The organism is Acinetobacter sp. YH12086 (assembly GCF_013419345.1).
Taxonomy (GTDB): Bacteria; Pseudomonadota; Gammaproteobacteria; order Pseudomonadales; family Moraxellaceae; genus Acinetobacter; species Acinetobacter amyesii.
This window is the reverse complement of the sequence record NZ_VPAF01000004.1, coordinates 116,240-133,825: the sequence shown is the minus strand read 5'-3', so window position 1 is coordinate 133,825 and position 17,586 is coordinate 116,240. Positions and strand designations below refer to the sequence as shown.

Below are 17,586 nucleotides of genomic sequence, written 5' to 3'. Positions count from 1 at the left end.
ATATAAAATTTGTATTTGTAAATAAACGTGTCTTTCTTGCTGCCAATAAAAAATCCATAAGTCGTGCATTAGGAAAAAAACGTGTGATTTAAATCCATCAATCAGGACTCAAATACTGTGAAGTCATTGAGCTAAAAGGCTAAAAGATCAATTAGGGGAATATTTAATATTGAGAACAATAAAATTAAAAAAGGTCTAAATTTTATCAATTTAGACCTTCATTCTGCTTGGCATTGCAGTTTATTCTGGCGGTGAAAGAGGGATTCGAACCCTCGAAACGCTATAAACGTTTACACACTTTCCAGGCGTGCTCCTTCAGCCACTCGGACACTTCACCTTTTGCGCGGTGGATAATAGCGAAAAAAATATATTCTGCCAAGAGAAACAATTGAATTAGACAAAAACATCTTGAGCGGTGCTATGATTCGCAAAAATCCTGTCTAAATTGAAGACAATTATATGCAAAGTACTGCACAAAAAGCCGCATTGCCTGCCATCACCTTGGCAGCTTTGGGCGTAGTATTCGGAGACATTGGAACGAGCCCGTTATATGCGCTGCGCCAATGTTTCCTCACAGCACACTTGGCGATTAGCGAAGCGTCTGTGCTGGGTATTCTGTCCCTGATTTTCTGGTGCATCATGCTGACGATTAGTTTTAAATACGTCAGCATCATCATGCGCGCAGATAACAATGGCGAGGGCGGTATTATGTCGCTGTTGGCCTTAAATCTACGGACCACACGAATTGCCGAAAACAAAAAAATCTACCTGATTGCCCTTGGCTTTATTGGGGCATCTTTGTTCTTTGGTGATGGGATCATTACCCCCGCAATCTCCGTGTTATCCGCGATTGAAGGTTTAAGTATTGCGACGCCGATGTTTAACCAATGGCTGCAACCTTTATCGATTGGTATTTTGGCGGGGCTATTTTTAGTGCAACGCCATGGCACAGGCACGATGGGTAAATTCTTTGGTCCATTGACGCTCATGTGGTTTTTATCCATTGGTGGTTTTGGACTATGGAGTATTTCGCAAACGCCATTTGTGTTGACCATGATCAGTCCGCATTGGGCTTTCAATTTTGTGGTACAGCAGCCCTATGTTGCGTTTTTGACCATGGGTGCGGTCATCTTGACGATGACAGGTGGTGAGGCAATCTATGCCGATATGGGGCATTTTGGCCGACTCCCAATCCGCTTGGCATGGTTTATTGTGGTGATGCCGTGCTTGTTGTTGAACTATGCGGGCCAAGGTGCTTTGCTACTGCGTAATCCAGAAGCTCTAGCCAATCCATTCTATATGCTGATCCCAGAATGGGCACTGTATCCAATGATTGCTTTGGCGACAGCGGCCGCGGTGATTGCCTCTCAAGCGGTGATCACAGGGGTGTTTTCTATGGTCAATCAGGCGATTCAATTGCGTTATTTGCCGCGTTTGACAGTGAAACATACCTCTGAAGTTGAACGTGGTCAGATTTATTTGCCATTTATTAACTGGGCATTGTTTATCTCGGTGCTGATCTTGATCTTGCTGTTTGAAAACAGTGCGAATTTGGCCAGTGCGTATGGCGTAGCTGTGACCATGACCATGCTCTGCGGTACGATTTTGATCTCAGTTTTGGCTTATGGTTTATGGCGTTGGCCGGTTTGGAAAGTGGCAATATTTGCCGTGCCATTTTTATTGATTGATTTGATTTTTGTTGCATCGACATCATTAAAAATTGCAGCGGGCGGTTGGGTTCCAATCCTGATTGGTGCGGTATTGTTTACGATTTTAATGACGTGGAAAGATGGTCGGGCATTGGTGCTCAATCGACTCGGTAAAGATGCTTTGCCTATTGATCTGTTTATTCGCAGTGTCAGCATGGGCAGTGAAACTAAGTTTGTGCCAGGTGATGCCGTATTCTTGACAGGAACGCCTGAGATCGTGCCTCATGCCATGTTGCATAATATCAAGCACAATAAAGTCCTGCATGAACGCAATATTATGGTTACGGTCAACACCCGAGATGTGCCATTTGTACCCGAAAATGAGCGGGTGATCACGGAAAAACTAGATGATCGATTCTATCGAATCACCATGTTTTATGGGTTTAAAGATCAGCCGAATATTCCTGCCGCTTTGGAGCATGCGTATCGTGAATTGGGCTTTGAATTTAATTTAATGCAAATCAGTTTCTTTATTTCCCGAGACCGCATTATTCATACCTTGGGTGAAGGCATGGCACCTTGGCGAGAAAAGCTGTTTATCTCTATGCAGCGAAATACCAGTCCAGTCAGCGATTTTTATCAAATTCCAACCAACCGTGTGGTTGAGTTGGGCAGTCAGATTGAAATTTAAGACTTAGATTGAACTTTTAGGCATAGATTTAAAAGTTAGACACGAAAAAGCCAGATCAATTCTGGCTTTTTTTATCTGTAATAATTAAACTTTTTTAGTCCAAAGACATAGAGATCATTCTGTTGCTTTTTCCTGGGAGGAGTATGCGAGCAAAACAACAGAATGAAGATGTTGCGTTATTTCATCCTTGAAAATACGCTGATTAGTTGATTGTCGCGTCTACATCTGCAGAGGCTTCAGGCGCAGCTTGGATGGCTTCGTCAGCAACAGGTGCTTCTGGGTTGGCTTGAATTGATGCATCTGCAGGATTTACACTTTGAGTCTCAGGTGCTGCCATAAAAGCATCTTGTTGTGCTTGAGGAGCTTCAGGCAATGCAGCCGATGCGCTATCGGCATTCACTGGCGCTTCTGCAGAAGAGGCAATGACGGGTGCAGCATTGGCATCCGTTGCTACGGCTTCAGGTGCTTGCTGTGCTGTTTCCACAGGTGCTTCAGTTATAACGGCTTCAGGTGTATTGGCCACTGCTGTTTGTTCAGTTGGAACGGACTGCTCTGTAGGTGCAGCAGCTACACTTTGTTGTTCATTTGCGAGTGCATTTTCCGCTTCCGTCACTGCTTGTTCAGCATTTGCAGGGACTGCAGGGGCATTCGGATCGATTTGGTTTGCCTGAGCCTGTTCAGGGTTTAAGGGCTGTTCTGTTGCAGCGGCATTGACTTGTCCGGCAGGAGCTTCAACCAATTGAACTTGGCCACTTGAAACTAAGTCCTGAATGGAACCAGGTTGACCATTCACGGTGGTCACAATTTTGACTTTAGATAAGCTTTCTAATGTATCACCGGGTTGAATCGGCGGCTCTGCAAATGCTGCTGCGCTCATTAAACCTGAAATTAAACCTAAACCTAAAATTTTAGAATGCATAATCACTCCGTATATTTTTATCGCAATTTTTCGTATTTTTACCTTGTCATAATTCTTGAGGCGAATTCAATGAAACATACGCAACTGCTTCATGACCTCCTATAAAGAACTGCACAACTGCGACATAAAGTTACATCAACTGCTGCTTTGTTAAACAATATTTGTGTGATTGTTAAGCAAATTAAAAAAGAAAAGTGTACTAAAATTTGCACCCTTGCTAAGCTGCGGAAAAATAGTCCTTTTAGAAGTCATTGTTGTAAGTCATGGTCAAAAAGAAACGCAATTCAGCAAATCCACTTTCACAGTTATTTGGGCAAAATGGCATAAAAGTGCTGTTGGGTCTGGTGGCAACAGGAAGCTTTGCTATTGCTTTCGGGCAAGAAAAAATTCAACAACTTGTTTCTATGAGCAGCACTTCAAATAGCGCCTGTTTGGACCAATTTTATCGTGAAGTGCCACCTTATTTGGTCCGTGAAAGCCTACATAAAAACAGTTTTCCACTGTGTTTTAATGGCTTTAATGTCATGTATTCAGGGATATCCAAGACACCGCTTTGGGTTGCAGAAGCATTAACCCCCGCACGCCTGAGTCAAAAAATTCCGCGTGAAGATAACTTTCATGAAGAGACTCGCGTGCCGTCTGAATATCGGGCTTTGCTTTCAGACTATAAATCTTCAGGCTATGACCGTGGACACATGGCGCCAAATGCCGATATGCCCAATAAAGCTGCGCAGTTAGACAGTTTTTCTTTGGCCAATATGGTGCCGCAAGCTCCAAAAAATAATCAGCAAGTGTGGCGTGAGTTAGAAGAAGCCACACGGGCGATAGTGACCAAACAAAAGCAAGATGTCTATGTGGTAACGGGGCCGGTATATAGTGCGAAAAAATTAAAAACCATCGGGCAAGGGGTCATCGTGCCGACCGCTACTTATAAGGCGATCTATTTGCCGAAAAAAGGTGTTGCAGGCGTGTACTATGCAGACAATACCTTGCGAGATACGGAACCGACAGTCAAAGTCATGAGTATTTGTGCGCTAGAAGAACTGACTGGAATTAATTTCTTTCCAGAATTAACTGAAGACCAAAAGCGTAATACCTACCGTTTGCCACTCAAAGCCACCCAAGTAAAAGCAAATCAAGATATCGCTTATTTGCATTGGGATGCTGAAAGCCAGTGTGCTGCAGATGTCGCAGAAGACAAGATTTTAAGCTTGCAAAAAGAGTTTAAATCGAGTGGTGGTTCTGTGGGAGAGACATCCATGGCAAGCAGTGAAAATGACAACAATCAAGATGCCTTGGTCAAACAATTGATTGAAGAAATTTTGCAATATCTGCTACAAATTTTGAAATAATCAAGCAGATAATAGCGTTGAACTGCGAGCGATGAAGAGGATCATTGCTTGCAGTTGAAATCTTTTTCACGTATTTCTATTGCTGCATCACTACAACAAAAAAGAAGGATATCCAACATGTTTAAAGCATTTGAAAATGACACTGCGTCGCATGCAATTCATGACTTAACACTAGAAAATGGCCAAGATCGAATTAATATTTATGGCAACTTACAGGTGACGAAAGACCAAGCTGGTTTAGCTGCAGCGAAAGCTTTACAGGCATTTTTCAATGATGTGGTGACCACGCTTGAGGCAGAAACCAACTTAGCTGAAAAAATAGTGCAGGGCGGTGATGAAAACGAAGTGGAAAATCCATTTCTTTAATGCTGTTTCATCGGCCGTCGAAGGACGCAATGCTCAATTCGGGATGAATGAAAAAAAAAGCTCACAGGTTGTGAGCTTTTTTATGGTGTCTTCTTCTATTTATGCGTCTTTTGCCATCAGTTTATAGATGACAGCACCAATCACCGCGCCAATGATTGGGGCTACCCAAAATAGCCAAACTTGTGACAGCGCAGCAGTTTCAGCAAAGAATGCCACACCCATACTACGCGCTGGGTTGACCGAAGTATTGGTGACGGGAATGCTGATGAGATGGATCAATGTGAGCGCAAGACCGATCGCAATTGGGGCAAAGCCAGCAGGGGCGCGTTTATCTGTTGCTCCCATGATCACAATCAGGAAGCCAGCCGTCAGCACAATTTCAATAACTAACGCTGAGAGCATAGAGTATTTGCCCGGAGATAATTCACCATAGCCATTGGTGGCAAAACCGCCGACGCCTGCAAATCCAGCCTGACCTTGCACAATGATGAATAGAATAAATGCGGCGAGGGTTGCACCCAGCAATTGAGAAATAATATAGGGTGCTAGTTCTTTGGCTTCAAAACGACCGCCTGCCCACAAGCCGATACTCACGGCAGGGTTAAAATGTCCGCCTGAGATATGACCCAGCGCATAAGCAGCCGTTAATACGGTTAGACCGAAGGCCAGTGCCACGCCAGCGAAGCCAATGCCAAGTTCAGGAAAGGCTGCAGCCAAGACCGCACTACCACAACCACCAAAGACCAGCCAAAAGGTACCGATCAGCTCTGCTAAATATTTATTCATTTAAAACTCCATTTGTTTTTGTCATTTGGAATAGATTTTCAATCTTTCACTCAGCATGAGTGCAATCTAGTTGTGAAGTGTTGTTTTATTCATTTATTGAATATGCATAGATTTAATGGATTTTGCTGAAAATCACAACATTTAAAATGATAATTGTGTCACATTTTAACTTGCTGCTTCAATTTGCGATAAGCGCCATTGTTGTGGGGTTAAGTTTCGCCATTGTTTAAACGCACGTTGAAACGCACTCTGTTCTGAATAACCCAGCAGTAACGCAATTTCTTGCAAACTTAAATGCGGGTCTCTTAAAAATTCTTCAGCCATCATGCAGCGGACTTCCTGCATACGTTGCTGATAGGTGCTGCCTTGTTGTTGTAAATGGCGTTGTAATTGTCGGACGGAAAGATTGAGTTGCGTAGCGACATGTTCAATTTGGAACTGATTTTTTTGCAAACCCATTAAGATGGCTTGCTGTAAGCGTTGGTCGATTTGCGTGGTATTCGGCAGTTTTTCTAATAAAGACTGTGCCTGTTGCATCAACAGTTTTTGTAAGGTCTGATCGCCTTGGGAAAAAGGGCGAGACAGTTCTTGAATGGGAACGATAACCTTCGACTTTTCTTGGGAAAAACGAACTTTGCAGCGAAAATATTGTTCATACTGAGCGACATTTTTCGGTGCAGGATTATGAAAATGCACTTCGTGTAAATTGATATCTTCAAAACGCATGAATAATTTTAGAAACTGCAGCATTAACGCAATCGCAATTTCATCGGTCAATTGATTGGCCATATTCATGGGTAAATCATTCCAACCGATCGAAAAAAAATCATTTTGAATATCAATCAGCAATGGACTGCCATCGAAGATTAAGCGATGAAAATCATGGTAGCGGAGCAGCGCTTCGCCCAAGTTTTCACAGGACAGGGCAATATACGCAATAATGCCAATATGTTTGGGTTGAACATGTTCTGCAATTTCTAAACCCAGCGCCGGCTTTTGGATCTTTTGATCTAAATCCATCAATAAATCACGCCAAATGGCATAATCAAAACGCTCTAAGTTTTGAACTTTATTCAGTTTTTCAGGAATAGCAATGCCTTGAGCTTGATGATAAGCATAGAGCAAATGGCCCAGTCCTCCATAGACCGATCCTGTATAGTCCTTGAGTTGATGCATATTTTTTTAATTCTAAATTTTGTCGTGTTTTGTCAATAATATTAAAAAAAACGGTCAATATCTAGCCCTTTTCATTACCTATATTGGAGCTAAGAAAAGGAGATATTGGTCATGTTAAAAGGTTTTATTGCAGGGTTGGTCGTCGCCAATGCCTTTGAATGGTTCGCACATAAATATGTTTTGCATGGGACACATCGGCCAGGCAAGCCACGTTTTAGTCCAGTACCGAAAAGCATGAAATCACATTGGGAGCATCATCGTGAAGTTCGAAAAACAGATTTTCATGATCATGGCTATGTTGAAGGTGTACAGAACTGGCGCACGAAAAATGAAATATTGTCACTGGTGGCAGTTTCAGCGGTATTTGTCCCGCTGTTTTATCCCATTTCCAAAGGAATGAGTTTGTCTGTGCTGTATTGCGCAGGGAATTATTATTATATCCATCGTCGCGCACATCTTGAGCCAGAGTGGGCGATGAAAAAGATTCCATGGCACTATGACCACCATATGAACTCAAATCAGGATGCCAATTGGTGTGTGACTAAGCCGTGGTTTGACTATATTTTAGGGACTCGAGTGATCTCCTCGGCGAAATTACAGGAACAGAATCCACTAGGTGTGTTACTACCGACAGCGATTGCGAAACCATTGTCACACTGGGTCAATCGGGTATTTCCTGCAAAGTGGGTGGCTGAGCGTGAAAAGCCTGCTGCACTTCTTGAAACGGTCTAATATGTATGCGCTATGGGTTTTGACAACAAGTGTTGCCATCCAATTGAGCTGTCGCAATTTGTCAATAAATTATGAATCTACTGTCAATCAAATGCACTGCAAATGCCCTATATTTAAATCATCAAAAGGCTTGTACACGACGAGTTGATTGATGAAGTTGCTATGTATATTTTTTCATTTGTTTTAAGTATCAGACCAAGTGCTGTAGTTTTTCTTGGTTTATAGGAGCCGACAAGGCTCCTTTTTTTATGTCTATAGTAAATGAATTGTATGGACGATGCTCTGCTACAACGTCAATGACGTGGCATCAAAGCAACAAGGCAAAAAAAAGAGCGAATCATCGCTCTTCTTCAATCTTCATTGAAAATGAATCAATTAAAGGCGCATTTCAATGCCTTGTTCTGCTAGATATTTTTTCGCTTCAGGAATGGTGTGTTGACCAAAGTGGAAAATAGAGGCAGCAAGCACCGCATCTGCTCCACCTTTTAAAATGCCATCGGCCAAATGTTGGAGATTACCGACACCACCAGAAGCAATGGTTGGAATGGTCACACGGTCATTGATATTACGCATCAGTTCAATGTCATAACCCGCTTTGGTACCATCTGCGTCCATTGAGGTTACTAATAATTCACCCGCACCGAAGTCCGCCATTTTTACAGCCCATTCGATGGCATCGATACCGGTTTCTTTACGACCACCGTGGGTGAAAATTTCCCATTTATTATCGCCGGTTTTTTTCGCATCAATAGCAACCACAATACACTGTGCGCCAAAACGCTGAGAGGCTTCTTGTACAAATTCAGGATTATAAATAGCCGCAGAGTTAATCGAAACTTTGTCCGCACCCGCATTTAATAACAGGCGGATATCTTCTACTTTACGCACGCCACCACCGACTGTTAATGGCACAAATACAGACTCAGCCATACGCTCTACCGTACGGTAAGTAGTATCACGACCATTTGAGGTTGCGGTAATGTCTAAGAAGGTAATTTCGTCCGCACCTTGTTCGTTATAACGGCGTGCAACTTCAACTGGATCGCCTGCATCACGAATATCAAGAAATTGAACACCTTTCACTACACGACCGTTGTCCACGTCGAGGCAAGGAATAATACGTTTAGCAAGCATAATTTTTTCCAAAAATAACAGCCGATTATGAAACTTCGCGACTTAGATGCTACACCTTAGTAGTCGGAGCGGTTATTCTATCAAAAATATGTAAGTTTTTTCGCAGGTTTTCTATGTCGGTTTATACCACTTTGACTTTAAAGGAAGTTCAGGATTTTGCAGCACCTTATGGACTGGAGGTGATTGACCTGATTCCGATTCAAGGCGGTATTCAAAATACCAACTATTTTATTGTTTGCGAAAATGGCACGCAGTATGTATTAACCGTTTTTGAAGAGATGGACGAGCAAGGTGCAGGGGAGTTGGTGCCTGTACTCGAACACTTGGGGCAGGCTGGTCTAGCTGTGCCTGTACCACTGAATCATTCAGGTAAAGCGATTCATAGCTTAAAGGATAAACCTGCACAGATTGCGCCACGCATGCAAGGTCAACATCCCATGCCTGCGAGCTTAGCGCAAGCAGAAGCGATTGCTGTAGCCCAAGCGAAAATGCATGTGGCTTTACAAGATTTCCCTTTGGAACGTGCAGAATATCGTGATCATGCTTATTGGTTACAAGTTTCACGGGATATTCGTCCAACATTAAATGAAGCAGATACCACGTTACTTAACAATCTGTTGGGCTTATATGACATCTTAACGGCGATGTATCCAGACCGTCCTACCGGTTTTATTCATTCTGATCTGTTCCGTGACAATACTCTATTTGAAGGCGATCAACTCAACGGCATTTTAGACTTTTATGAGTTAAATAAAGACGAACTCTTGTTTGATATTGCTATTACTTTAAATGACTTTTGTACTGAATATCCGGATGTACATTTGAATGAAGACAAAGCCATTGCCTTTTTAAATGCCTATGAAAGCGTGCGTCCATTAACCGCAGATGAAAAATCATGCCTAGAGTTATATTTGGCGATGGCGGCGGGTCGTTTCTGGATGATGCGTTTACAGGTGGCACAGAAAAATGCGGCAGAAGGCCGTACAGGGGATGATATTTTGCAGAAAAACCCTGCTGAAATGCGTAATATGCTGATTGAACGATTAAAATTCGTCACAGCATAAATTTTAAAAACAACGAGGGGGAAAAGCATGCGTGATCAAGGACGCTTAGTAGAATGGTTTGATGACAAAGGCTACGGCTTCATTCAACCGAACGATAGCACCAAAGATCGCGTATTTTTGCACATCAAAGACTTTTCCCGTCCCGGCCCACGACCAATCGTGGGCTGCGCGTTGGATTATGCTGTGATCTTAGACGAACGCGGACGCTTTCGTGCGCAGCAAGTGCATTATTTAAAAGCCTCACAAACCAAAGCTACACAACGCCCCAATAAAAAAAATGTGGTGCAGATGCCGCGTCAGGCAGAGCCGATGCAAATCTTGTGCATCATTTATATCCTCGCCTTGGCGGGCTTGTCTGTGGCTGGTTTACTCAGTGGCATGGTGCTGCTTTTTGTAAGTATTATCAATGTCTTGACCTATTGGTTCTATGCGCAGGATAAAGAAGCTGCGCAAATGGGGAACCGACGCGTGCCAGAAAATACACTGCATCTTTTGTCTTTTTTAGGTGGGTGGCCGGCGGCATGGCTGGCTCAGCAACGTTTGCGGCATAAAACACAAAAACAACCGTTTCGAAAAATATATTTCTGTACCATAGCCTTTAACATACTACTGATTTTATGGCTAATTTCACCATTTAATATCCTGCATATTTAGGGTGGAATGATCCGCAAAATCATCATGACGGAGAGCGAAATGAATTATTCTATTGATAAAGATCCAAACCGCCTGCTCACGATTATTTTGTATATTCTTTATATTGTGGCGATTTTTTCTGCCGGCTTGCTTGCGGTCCTCGCGCTGATTATCAATTACGTCAAACGCAGTGACGTCCGCGGTACGATTTTTGAAAGCCATTTCACTTGGCAGATCCGTACGTTTTGGTGGTATCTCATTTGGAACATCATTGCTTTCGTGCCTTTTATTTTTCTGTTCTTTACCGGCAATAATGCCAATGCTTTTGCAGGTGTAGCACTGGGAGCGAGTACCTTCTGCGTCACGGTAATCGGACTGTCTTGGTTATGGATTGTGTACCGCGCGATTAAAGGTTTAATTCGTGTCAATGACAACCGACCTATGTATGAGTAATACGAGTTCAGAACTTTTTGGCATAAAAATCTTAGCATCAAAAAAGCGACCGTATGAGTCGCTTTTTTGATCTAATAGAGGATGCAGAAATTAGCGTTTCTTTAACCATTTCGGCCGCCATTCACTCACAATCACACCAAGCACTACACACAGTCCACCAATGAGAGCGAGCGGTGTTAAGCGTTCACCCGCAAGCCGCCCAATGATTGCGGCCCAAACCGGTTCACCTGCATAGATGATTGCCGCCTGTGCAGGATCAACCATACGCTGCGCCCAGTTCATCACCAGTTGAATCACGGCGCTGGCCAGCCCCAATCCGCACAGTACAGCGATTAATGGCCATTCAAATTTGGGCAATGTGGTTTCACCTACCAGTGGAGCAAAGCAAAAACAGAACAGTGAAGCAAATGCCAATTGTAGAACCGTCACTCTGCGTAGATTGACGCGGGGTGCAAAATAACTGATCAAGATAATTTCAAAGGCAATGGTAATTGACCCGAGCAACGTAATGATTTGTCCAAAATTGAGCTGAATAGCCCCAAAACCATTACCAGTTAAAAAGACCAAACCGACAAAAGCCAAACTTACACCTAGCCATGTCATCAGATGTGGTTTATGCCGAAAACACAGCCACATAAAAATCGGAACCAGCGGCACATACAGCGCAGTTAAAAAGGCCGATTCGCTGCTGCTGATACTTTGCAAGCCGACCGTTTGCGTCGCATAGCCGATCGCAATCACCGCGCCAATACTTGCGCCCGCAATGACATCATATTGAGAAAAATGTCTAAGATATTTGAGCGATAACAGACTCACAGCCAGTGTAGCTGCGGCAAAACGCAGACCGACAAACAGCACTGGACTGCTAAAATTTAAACCGTATTGCACGGTGATAAAACTGGCGCCCCAAATCATGGTAATCAGGATGAGTGCGAGCTGCGGAAACTTGGCTTTCCAAGCAGATTGGACGGTTGGCATGTGTATTTGAATGTTCAAAGAGGAGAAATAAAAAAAGAGGCCCGAAGACCTCTTTTCTGCTCGGGTATATTACAAGCTTTGTTGATCAAGCAGTAACTGAGCTTCACGAAGGTTCAATGTGCCTTCATAAATTGCACGACCGGTAATCGCACCTAAAATGCCCGGTTGGCCTTTTAAGTTACGCACGTCGTCAAGGTTGGTCACGCCACCCGATGCAATAACAGGTAAGCCTGAATAGGTTGCAAGGTTAACGGTTTGTTCAACGTTCACACCTTGCATCATGCCATCACGTGCGATGTCGGTGTAGACGATGCTCGATACGCCGGCATCTGCAAAGCGTTTTGCCAAATCAGTAGCTTTCACATCAGTGACATTTGCCCAACCATCCGTTGCTACCATGCCGTTCATGGCATCGATACCGACAATGATATGGCCTGCAAATTTTTTGCACGCTTCTTCAACAAATTCAGGCTCTTTTACCGCTTTTGTACCAATGATGACAAACGAGACGCCTGCATCAAGGTAATGTTCAATGGTTTCAAGAGAGCGGATACCACCACCAATTTGAATTGGCAATTCAGGCTGTGCTTTAGCAATCGCTTCAACCACAGGCTTATGAATCGGTGTACCAGCGAAAGCACCGTTTAAATCTACTAAATGTAAGCGACGCGCGCCTTCATTTACCCAATGCTGTGCAGTTGCCACTGGATCGTCAGAAAATACGGTATCGTCTTCCATACGACCTTGTTTTAAACGGACACATTTGCCATCTTTCAGGTCAATTGCAGGGATGATCAGCATGCTTTCGCTCCTTGCTCAATCAAATTAAGAATGAATTTGTACCTAATCTTATCAAATAAACGGCTATACACTAAATGCTAATATCAGAATTGATGAATTAAAAAAGCCTGACATGTGTCAGGCTAGTGCAAATAAAGGATTGGATTTTATTGTTGGTCTATAAAAATGCGCTGTGTATTAGCGTTTTTAGTCATTAAACATAAGCGGTTGTTTGTAATAAATCGCTGTTTACGGATTGAAGTAAGCTACCGACATCGTATAAGCCTTGATTGAGGGCTGTGGTACTTTCACCGACCACTTGAACAAGATCACCCACCACAGGAAGTTCAGTGGCAATCGATGTAATCGGTACAATGTCATCCAGTAAGGCATCTAAAGTGCCTGAAACATCTTGCACGACACTACCCATACTTGCTAAAGGATCATTCAGGACGGATGTTAATAATTCGGTAGGATCAATACTGGCTACATAGTCGCCCGTTTCAGCCAACAAGCCTGTTAAATTCCCCGTAGTTTCGCCTACTGCATCCAATAGACCGCCCAGCAATGGCAGGTCAGAAAGTACATCTGTGATTGGTGCAGCCACGCCACTGAGATGATCAACTAAACTTGCAACTTCAGTCACGGTTTGGCCGACCACACCAGTTACGCCATTGAGAGCGGTCTGTACACCTCCGAGAAGATCACCGGTCGCCAGTTGATCGGCTACCGCATGTAAGCCATCACCTAAGGTGCCGACCAACTGATTTTCAACCGCGAGTACTTTTTCGATGGTTCCACCAATGAGCGGAAGCTCAGTCAGTGCATTCGTTAAGGGCGCTGTTAAGCTACTCACGGTCTCGAAAACGCTGTCTACAGTATCCAAAACAGTATTTAAAACCAGTCCAACTGCTTGACTGATCCCTTGTAAAGTCAGGCTGAGTACACCGCTGATTTTTCCTGTAAATAAGTTCAACATGTCAGGTTCTCCAAGCTTTTAAATTATGATGTGTTATGTTTTTGGCAGACTTGTTTTAGCAAAAGGAGATTGATGAAAACAAATTATGAAAGTATAGAAAGAAGGAGATAAATCATGTAATTCTGCTAGAAAACCCAGAGAGATCAAAACCTTAGCTGAATAAAAATATAAATGTATATTAATGTAATTAAAATGATTTAAATCAAAGATATAAATGTACTTAAAAGGTGCGATTTTATTGTTTTTAGACTGTGCTGTGACTATTTTTAAGGCAATAACGTACTGTTTAAATCTCTAGTGCAAATAAACTGCAAATTCATTGGCACTCTTCAGCCGATCTTTGCACTTAGTCATGCCATAGGTTGGGGCAATATCCAGTTACAGAGCGGTTACATCGCTGAATATAAATTAAATCCTTAAAATAATTAAGGATTTATAAATTCATGTGCGGACGAATTCTTAGTTTGAGAGAAGTATTGGGAATGGTTTTGGGTAATAAGCCACGTTGTAATAATTCTTCAAAGACCAAAACAGGGGCATAGGCATCGGCAGCGGCATAACGAATTTGCTCCGGACTTAAGCGCTTTTTGGCCCAATTCGAGGTGCTGACCGATTTAGATTTTGGAAAATTCACACGAAAAAGCAGTGCCATGGCATTTTTTAAACCTAAAGGTTGGCTTAAGCCAAAAGAAGCAAAGCACTTGGAGAGTTCCAATACACTATTCAGTTCGATGCCTTTTTTACGAAATAAATGCGCATCATTTTTTAAGCCAAAACCCACTTTAATTTGATCACGATTACTCAAGATCGGCTTTAAAAAATCCCAAGTGCATTCGTTCATTTGAAACAACCACGCCTGTTGCGCCGTAGCGAGTTGGATTAAATGTGGACCGGTAGAGACCTCACCTTTACGAAAAGTCGGCTTAGATTCAGAGTCGAAACCGAATAAGGCAGTCGTCTGCAATTCATCGGCCCAGTGTTGGCATTGTTCTGCATTGTGAATGACATGGATCTGCTCTGGCACTAAATTTTGGAACAATGGAAAATCTTTAATCTGTTCTTTTGTTGGCAAAATAGGTGTCAGTAGAGCATCAGTCATTGTGATTCAATTCAAAGGCTTGTTGTTGCAGCCTAGAGCGTTTAGTAGGGAAATGCAAATACCGAGATGTGGCGTTGAGCATGAGCCATTGACTCACCTGCCTGTCATAGCGCGTTGCTATGACAGTGACCAATAGGCTTAAAGTCAGTGACGACTTAAAATAGAAAACGCGCAGTAAATAATACATTTACCAAGATCAGTAAGAATAAACCGATAAAGAGAAAGGCGAGGACCACTTCCCATGTTTTGGATGTACGTGGCTCGCCATATTGATTGGCATTTGCAGACCCCGGGATGAGCATCAGCGCAATGCACATGACGATATTGAGCAACGGAATCAACTCTAAGAGTGCAAACCAGCCTGAGAGATTAAAGTCATGCAAACGACGCACTGAAAAAATCATCAAAGGGATCAGCATTAAAATATTTAGGATCAATCCAATCACTTGCGTCATTGGATTTTCAGCATGAGCTATTAGGGCATTGAGGGTATTGGGCATCATGCTGACGATCAGTAGCATCAATATGCTCAGCATGAGGCCATAGAAGACATTCCAACCGATAAAAGACATGCGATTAAAACGACCGTCACGGTTCCAACCAGAGTTTATATTGGGTGAATTATTCATATTAAATGATCTTAAATTATCGTAAAAAGTATAGTTATCATTCATTTTTAGCCGCAAAAAAATTGAGCTAAAAACGACATAAAAATGTGAAAAAGTACAGGATTTGATCCTGAACATAAAAAGCGCGTTGATTATAAAGGTAAAGTACAAAAAAAGCCCACATGTGTGAGCTTGTTTGAGTAAATGTATTGCTGTTTAGAGCGATCTAGGCGGCATTTAATGATTTATCATTATTGTTGTTGAATCGTGGTTTGCTGAGAGCGGATCACATAGTTTTGGTAAGACGGAATCATGATCGCAGCAAGTATCCCGACTATAAACACCACGATATACAAAACAGCCAGCACTGTTTCCCAGCCTTTGGTCGGGCGTGGTTGTTCAAAGCTATTACTACCGCTATTACCCGGTGCAAATAACACATAGAGCGCAAATAATATATTCACTACAGGAACTAAGATCAGCAGTGCAAGCCATCCAGAATGGTCTCGGTCATGTAAACGACGGATTAAGAAAATGACGCTGTAATAAATGACGATGGCATACATGATAAAGAAAATAATCATGAGTGGCGTCGACATTGCACCCTCAGTCAACGCATTTTGCGCGCCGGGTATGAGCAGGCCGACTACAACAGCAATTAGTGTAAAAATAATGCCGAGCAGTAGATTCCATGCAAGATATGCGCGCCGGCTAAAGCGACCACTGGCTTGGGTCGGTGAGTCAGATGTGAAGGTATTCATTATTATTCCTAGGCTTTGGTATTTTTATAAGTAGGCAGATTCTAAAATGAATATGTAGAAAATAAAAGGATGAAAAATAAACAGTACAAAAAAGCCCGCAAGGAGCGGGCTTTTTTGAGAGGAAGGTATTTTAGATATCCCATTCCACAAAGTTTTTCAGCAATTGTAAGCCGGCTGTATGACTTTTTTCTGGGTGAAATTGTGTCGCAAACAAGTTTTCCTTGTGAATTGCGGTACAGAATTCCAAACCATAGTCACAGGTAGCAGCGACAATGCTTGAGTCTTGCGGCTCTACATAGAAGCTATGTACGAAATAGAAACGTGCATCTTGCTCAATGTTTTTCCACATCGGGTGGCTTGAGTCTGCCTGATGCACTTGGTTCCAGCCCATGTGCGGCACTTTTAATCCCTCTACATCAGGGAAGCGTTTAACCGAACCTTCAAAAATACCCAATGCATCTGCACCGCCATTTTCTTCGGAATGCTGCATTAGGGCTTGCATACCGACACAGATCGCAAGCACAGGTTTATTAAATGCCGCTTTACGGACCACTTCATCAATGCCTGCATCATGCATGCCTTGCATACAGTCACGCATTGCTCCCACACCAGGAAAGACAATTTTATCTGCTTGTGCAATCAGCTTAGGATCATTGGTGACATCAACAGTTGCACCCACGTGTTCGAGGGCTTTTGCTGCTGAGTGAAGATTTCCCATGCCATAGTCAAGAAGGGCAATACGGGTCATTACAATGTTCCTTTGGTAGACGCAACAGTATTTTCGGCACGAGGGTCAACTTCACACGCCATACGTAATGCACGGGCAAAGGCTTTAAATACGCTTTCAATTTGGTGGTGGCTGTTTTTACCTTTTAGGTTGTCGATGTGCAGCGTCATTAACGCATGGTTCACAAAACCTTGGAAAAATTCAGAGAAAAGATCCACATCAAAAGTCCCGATGCGCGCGCGAGTGAATGGAATATCCATCCAAAGACCCGGACGGCCAGATAAATCAACCACGACACGACTCAGTGATTCATCGAGCGGCGCATAGAAGTGACCGTAGCGACGTAAGCCTTTTTTATTGCCCAGTGCTTGAGCAAAGGCTTGGCCAAGTGTAATCCCGCAGTCTTCTACGGTATGATGATCGTCAATTTCAAGATCGCCATCACAATGAATATCAATATCAAACAGACCATGTCGCTTGATTTGATCAATCATATGATCTAAAAATGGAACACCAGTGTTTAAAGTGCCTTGACCAGTACCATCAAGATTCACACGAACTCGAATTTTGGTTTCGTTGGTGTTTCTTACCACTTCACTGATACGATCTGTCATAGACACGTTCCTCAAATACGTCAAAATGATTGATGTAAAAATATTTTCGCTGTGACGAAAAGTCACCGCATATTAGATTGCTCAG

General features: G+C 42.9%; 19 protein-coding genes and 1 tRNA gene. 7 read left to right on the top strand and 13 right to left on the bottom strand.

What is annotated here, in order from left to right:
* Positions 1-246: 246 nt before the first annotated feature.
* Positions 247-337 (bottom strand) — tRNA-Ser (locus FTU29_RS06560).
* Positions 338-459: 122 nt separating this feature from the next.
* Between FTU29_RS06560 and FTU29_RS06555 the strand changes: the two genes are divergently transcribed.
* Complete coding sequence (locus tag FTU29_RS06555) at positions 460-2,340, top strand: potassium transporter Kup (protein ID WP_180121003.1); 1,881 nt, start codon at positions 460-462, stop codon at positions 2,338-2,340.
* A gap of 202 nt (positions 2,341-2,542) precedes the next feature.
* Here FTU29_RS06555 and FTU29_RS17645 read toward each other — a convergent pair whose 3' ends face one another.
* A complete protein-coding gene (locus FTU29_RS17645; RefSeq protein WP_180121001.1) occupies positions 2,543-3,259 on the bottom strand; it encodes a hypothetical protein in 717 nt (238 codons plus the stop codon).
* 263 nt (positions 3,260-3,522) lie between these two features.
* Here FTU29_RS17645 and FTU29_RS06545 point away from each other — a divergent pair, with 263 nt between their 5' ends.
* Both FTU29_RS06545 and FTU29_RS06540 read left to right on the top strand, forming a co-directional pair.
* Entirely contained in the window at positions 3,523-4,611 is a 1,089-nt protein-coding gene (locus tag FTU29_RS06545) for a DNA/RNA non-specific endonuclease (RefSeq protein WP_180121000.1), read from the top strand.
* 117 nt (positions 4,612-4,728) lie between these two features.
* Positions 4,729-4,977 carry a hypothetical protein gene (locus tag FTU29_RS06540; protein WP_111884516.1) on the top strand — a complete coding sequence of 83 codons (249 nt, stop codon included), beginning with the start codon at positions 4,729-4,731 and terminating at the stop codon, positions 4,975-4,977.
* 99 nt (positions 4,978-5,076) lie between these two features.
* Here FTU29_RS06540 and aqpZ read toward each other — a convergent pair whose 3' ends face one another.
* Positions 5,077-5,763 carry an aquaporin Z gene (gene aqpZ / locus FTU29_RS06535; protein WP_111884517.1) on the bottom strand — a complete coding sequence of 229 codons (687 nt, stop codon included), beginning with the start codon at positions 5,761-5,763 and terminating at the stop codon, positions 5,077-5,079.
* A 165-nt stretch (positions 5,764-5,928) separates the two neighbouring features.
* Positions 5,929-6,939 (bottom strand): AraC family transcriptional regulator, encoded by a 1,011-nt coding sequence (locus tag FTU29_RS06530; protein WP_078193156.1) that lies wholly within the window; start codon positions 6,937-6,939, stop codon positions 5,929-5,931.
* A 111-nt stretch (positions 6,940-7,050) separates the two neighbouring features.
* Between FTU29_RS06530 and FTU29_RS06525 the strand changes: the two genes are divergently transcribed.
* Positions 7,051-7,671 carry a hypothetical protein gene (locus FTU29_RS06525; RefSeq protein ID WP_180120998.1) on the top strand — a complete coding sequence of 207 codons (621 nt, stop codon included), beginning with the start codon at positions 7,051-7,053 and terminating at the stop codon, positions 7,669-7,671.
* 375 nt (positions 7,672-8,046) lie between these two features.
* Here the strand turns inward: FTU29_RS06525 and hisF are convergent, their stop codons facing one another.
* Positions 8,047-8,808, bottom strand: coding sequence for an imidazole glycerol phosphate synthase subunit HisF (gene hisF / locus FTU29_RS06520; protein ID WP_373423585.1), 762 nt, complete (start codon positions 8,806-8,808; stop codon positions 8,047-8,049).
* Positions 8,809-8,918: 110 nt separating this feature from the next.
* On the opposite strand from hisF, the gene FTU29_RS06515 reads away from it, so the two are divergent.
* From FTU29_RS06515 to FTU29_RS06505, 3 genes are read left to right on the top strand one after another with little or no spacing between them, the layout of a single operon-like run.
* Positions 8,919-9,869 (top strand): homoserine kinase, encoded by a 951-nt coding sequence (locus tag FTU29_RS06515; protein ID WP_111884520.1) that lies wholly within the window; start codon positions 8,919-8,921, stop codon positions 9,867-9,869.
* A gap of 27 nt (positions 9,870-9,896) precedes the next feature.
* Complete coding sequence (locus FTU29_RS06510; protein ID WP_180022370.1) at positions 9,897-10,523, top strand: DUF1294 domain-containing protein; 627 nt, start codon at positions 9,897-9,899, stop codon at positions 10,521-10,523.
* 39 nt (positions 10,524-10,562) lie between these two features.
* The gene (locus FTU29_RS06505; protein WP_168378990.1) at positions 10,563-10,955 is read left to right on the top strand and encodes a hypothetical protein; all 393 of its coding nucleotides are present in this window, start codon (positions 10,563-10,565) and stop codon (positions 10,953-10,955) included.
* 90 nt (positions 10,956-11,045) lie between these two features.
* Here FTU29_RS06505 and FTU29_RS06500 read toward each other — a convergent pair whose 3' ends face one another.
* The 8 genes from FTU29_RS06500 to hisB all read right to left on the bottom strand — a co-directional run bounded on the left by FTU29_RS06500 (position 11,046) and on the right by hisB (position 17,501).
* Positions 11,046-11,933, bottom strand: a complete 888-nt coding sequence (locus FTU29_RS06500) for a DMT family transporter (protein ID WP_180024922.1) — start codon at positions 11,931-11,933, stop codon at positions 11,046-11,048.
* Positions 11,934-12,002: 69 nt separating this feature from the next.
* Complete coding sequence (gene hisA, locus FTU29_RS06495) at positions 12,003-12,734, bottom strand: 1-(5-phosphoribosyl)-5-[(5-phosphoribosylamino)methylideneamino]imidazole-4-carboxamide isomerase (protein WP_078190493.1); 732 nt, start codon at positions 12,732-12,734, stop codon at positions 12,003-12,005.
* A gap of 193 nt (positions 12,735-12,927) precedes the next feature.
* On the bottom strand, positions 12,928-13,692 hold the full coding sequence (locus FTU29_RS06490; protein ID WP_180120996.1) for a hypothetical protein: 765 nt from the start codon (positions 13,690-13,692) through the stop codon (positions 12,928-12,930).
* A 433-nt stretch (positions 13,693-14,125) separates the two neighbouring features.
* The gene (locus tag FTU29_RS06485) at positions 14,126-14,791 is read right to left on the bottom strand and encodes a 3'-5' exonuclease (RefSeq protein WP_180035466.1); all 666 of its coding nucleotides are present in this window, start codon (positions 14,789-14,791) and stop codon (positions 14,126-14,128) included.
* Between the two features lie 155 nt (positions 14,792-14,946).
* Complete coding sequence (locus tag FTU29_RS06480; protein WP_180035467.1) at positions 14,947-15,420, bottom strand: DUF805 domain-containing protein; 474 nt, start codon at positions 15,418-15,420, stop codon at positions 14,947-14,949.
* Positions 15,421-15,650: 230 nt separating this feature from the next.
* Positions 15,651-16,160, bottom strand: coding sequence for a DUF805 domain-containing protein (locus FTU29_RS06475; protein WP_180120995.1), 510 nt, complete (start codon positions 16,158-16,160; stop codon positions 15,651-15,653).
* A 130-nt stretch (positions 16,161-16,290) separates the two neighbouring features.
* On the bottom strand, positions 16,291-16,908 hold the full coding sequence (gene hisH / locus FTU29_RS06470) for an imidazole glycerol phosphate synthase subunit HisH (RefSeq protein WP_180120993.1): 618 nt from the start codon (positions 16,906-16,908) through the stop codon (positions 16,291-16,293).
* Entirely contained in the window at positions 16,908-17,501 is a 594-nt protein-coding gene (hisB, locus tag FTU29_RS06465; RefSeq protein WP_078190487.1) for an imidazoleglycerol-phosphate dehydratase HisB, read from the bottom strand. The genes hisH and hisB overlap by 1 nt, the downstream gene beginning before the upstream one ends.
* Positions 17,502-17,586: the final 85 nt, after the last annotated feature.

Coding starts and splice junctions, on each gene's coding strand:
- FTU29_RS06555 (WP_180121003.1), top strand. CDS start 460: ATGCAAAGTACTGCACAAAAAGCCGCATTGCCTGCCATCACCTTGGCA.
- FTU29_RS17645 (WP_180121001.1), bottom strand. CDS start 3,259: ATGCATTCTAAAATTTTAGGTTTAGGTTTAATTTCAGGTTTAATGAGC.
- FTU29_RS06545 (WP_180121000.1), top strand. CDS start 3,523: ATGGTCAAAAAGAAACGCAATTCAGCAAATCCACTTTCACAGTTATTT.
- FTU29_RS06540 (WP_111884516.1), top strand. CDS start 4,729: ATGTTTAAAGCATTTGAAAATGACACTGCGTCGCATGCAATTCATGAC.
- aqpZ (WP_111884517.1), bottom strand. CDS start 5,763: ATGAATAAATATTTAGCAGAGCTGATCGGTACCTTTTGGCTGGTCTTT.
- FTU29_RS06530 (WP_078193156.1), bottom strand. CDS start 6,939: ATGCATCAACTCAAGGACTATACAGGATCGGTCTATGGAGGACTGGGC.
- FTU29_RS06525 (WP_180120998.1), top strand. CDS start 7,051: ATGTTAAAAGGTTTTATTGCAGGGTTGGTCGTCGCCAATGCCTTTGAA.
- FTU29_RS06515 (WP_111884520.1), top strand. CDS start 8,919: ATGTCGGTTTATACCACTTTGACTTTAAAGGAAGTTCAGGATTTTGCA.
- FTU29_RS06510 (WP_180022370.1), top strand. CDS start 9,897: ATGCGTGATCAAGGACGCTTAGTAGAATGGTTTGATGACAAAGGCTAC.
- FTU29_RS06505 (WP_168378990.1), top strand. CDS start 10,563: ATGAATTATTCTATTGATAAAGATCCAAACCGCCTGCTCACGATTATT.
- FTU29_RS06500 (WP_180024922.1), bottom strand. CDS start 11,933: ATGCCAACCGTCCAATCTGCTTGGAAAGCCAAGTTTCCGCAGCTCGCA.
- hisA (WP_078190493.1), bottom strand. CDS start 12,734: ATGCTGATCATCCCTGCAATTGACCTGAAAGATGGCAAATGTGTCCGT.
- FTU29_RS06490 (WP_180120996.1), bottom strand. CDS start 13,692: ATGTTGAACTTATTTACAGGAAAAATCAGCGGTGTACTCAGCCTGACT.
- FTU29_RS06485 (WP_180035466.1), bottom strand. CDS start 14,791: ATGACTGATGCTCTACTGACACCTATTTTGCCAACAAAAGAACAGATT.
- FTU29_RS06480 (WP_180035467.1), bottom strand. CDS start 15,420: ATGAATAATTCACCCAATATAAACTCTGGTTGGAACCGTGACGGTCGT.
- FTU29_RS06475 (WP_180120995.1), bottom strand. CDS start 16,160: ATGAATACCTTCACATCTGACTCACCGACCCAAGCCAGTGGTCGCTTT.
- hisH (WP_180120993.1), bottom strand. CDS start 16,908: ATGACCCGTATTGCCCTTCTTGACTATGGCATGGGAAATCTTCACTCA.
- hisB (WP_078190487.1), bottom strand. CDS start 17,501: ATGACAGATCGTATCAGTGAAGTGGTAAGAAACACCAACGAAACCAAA.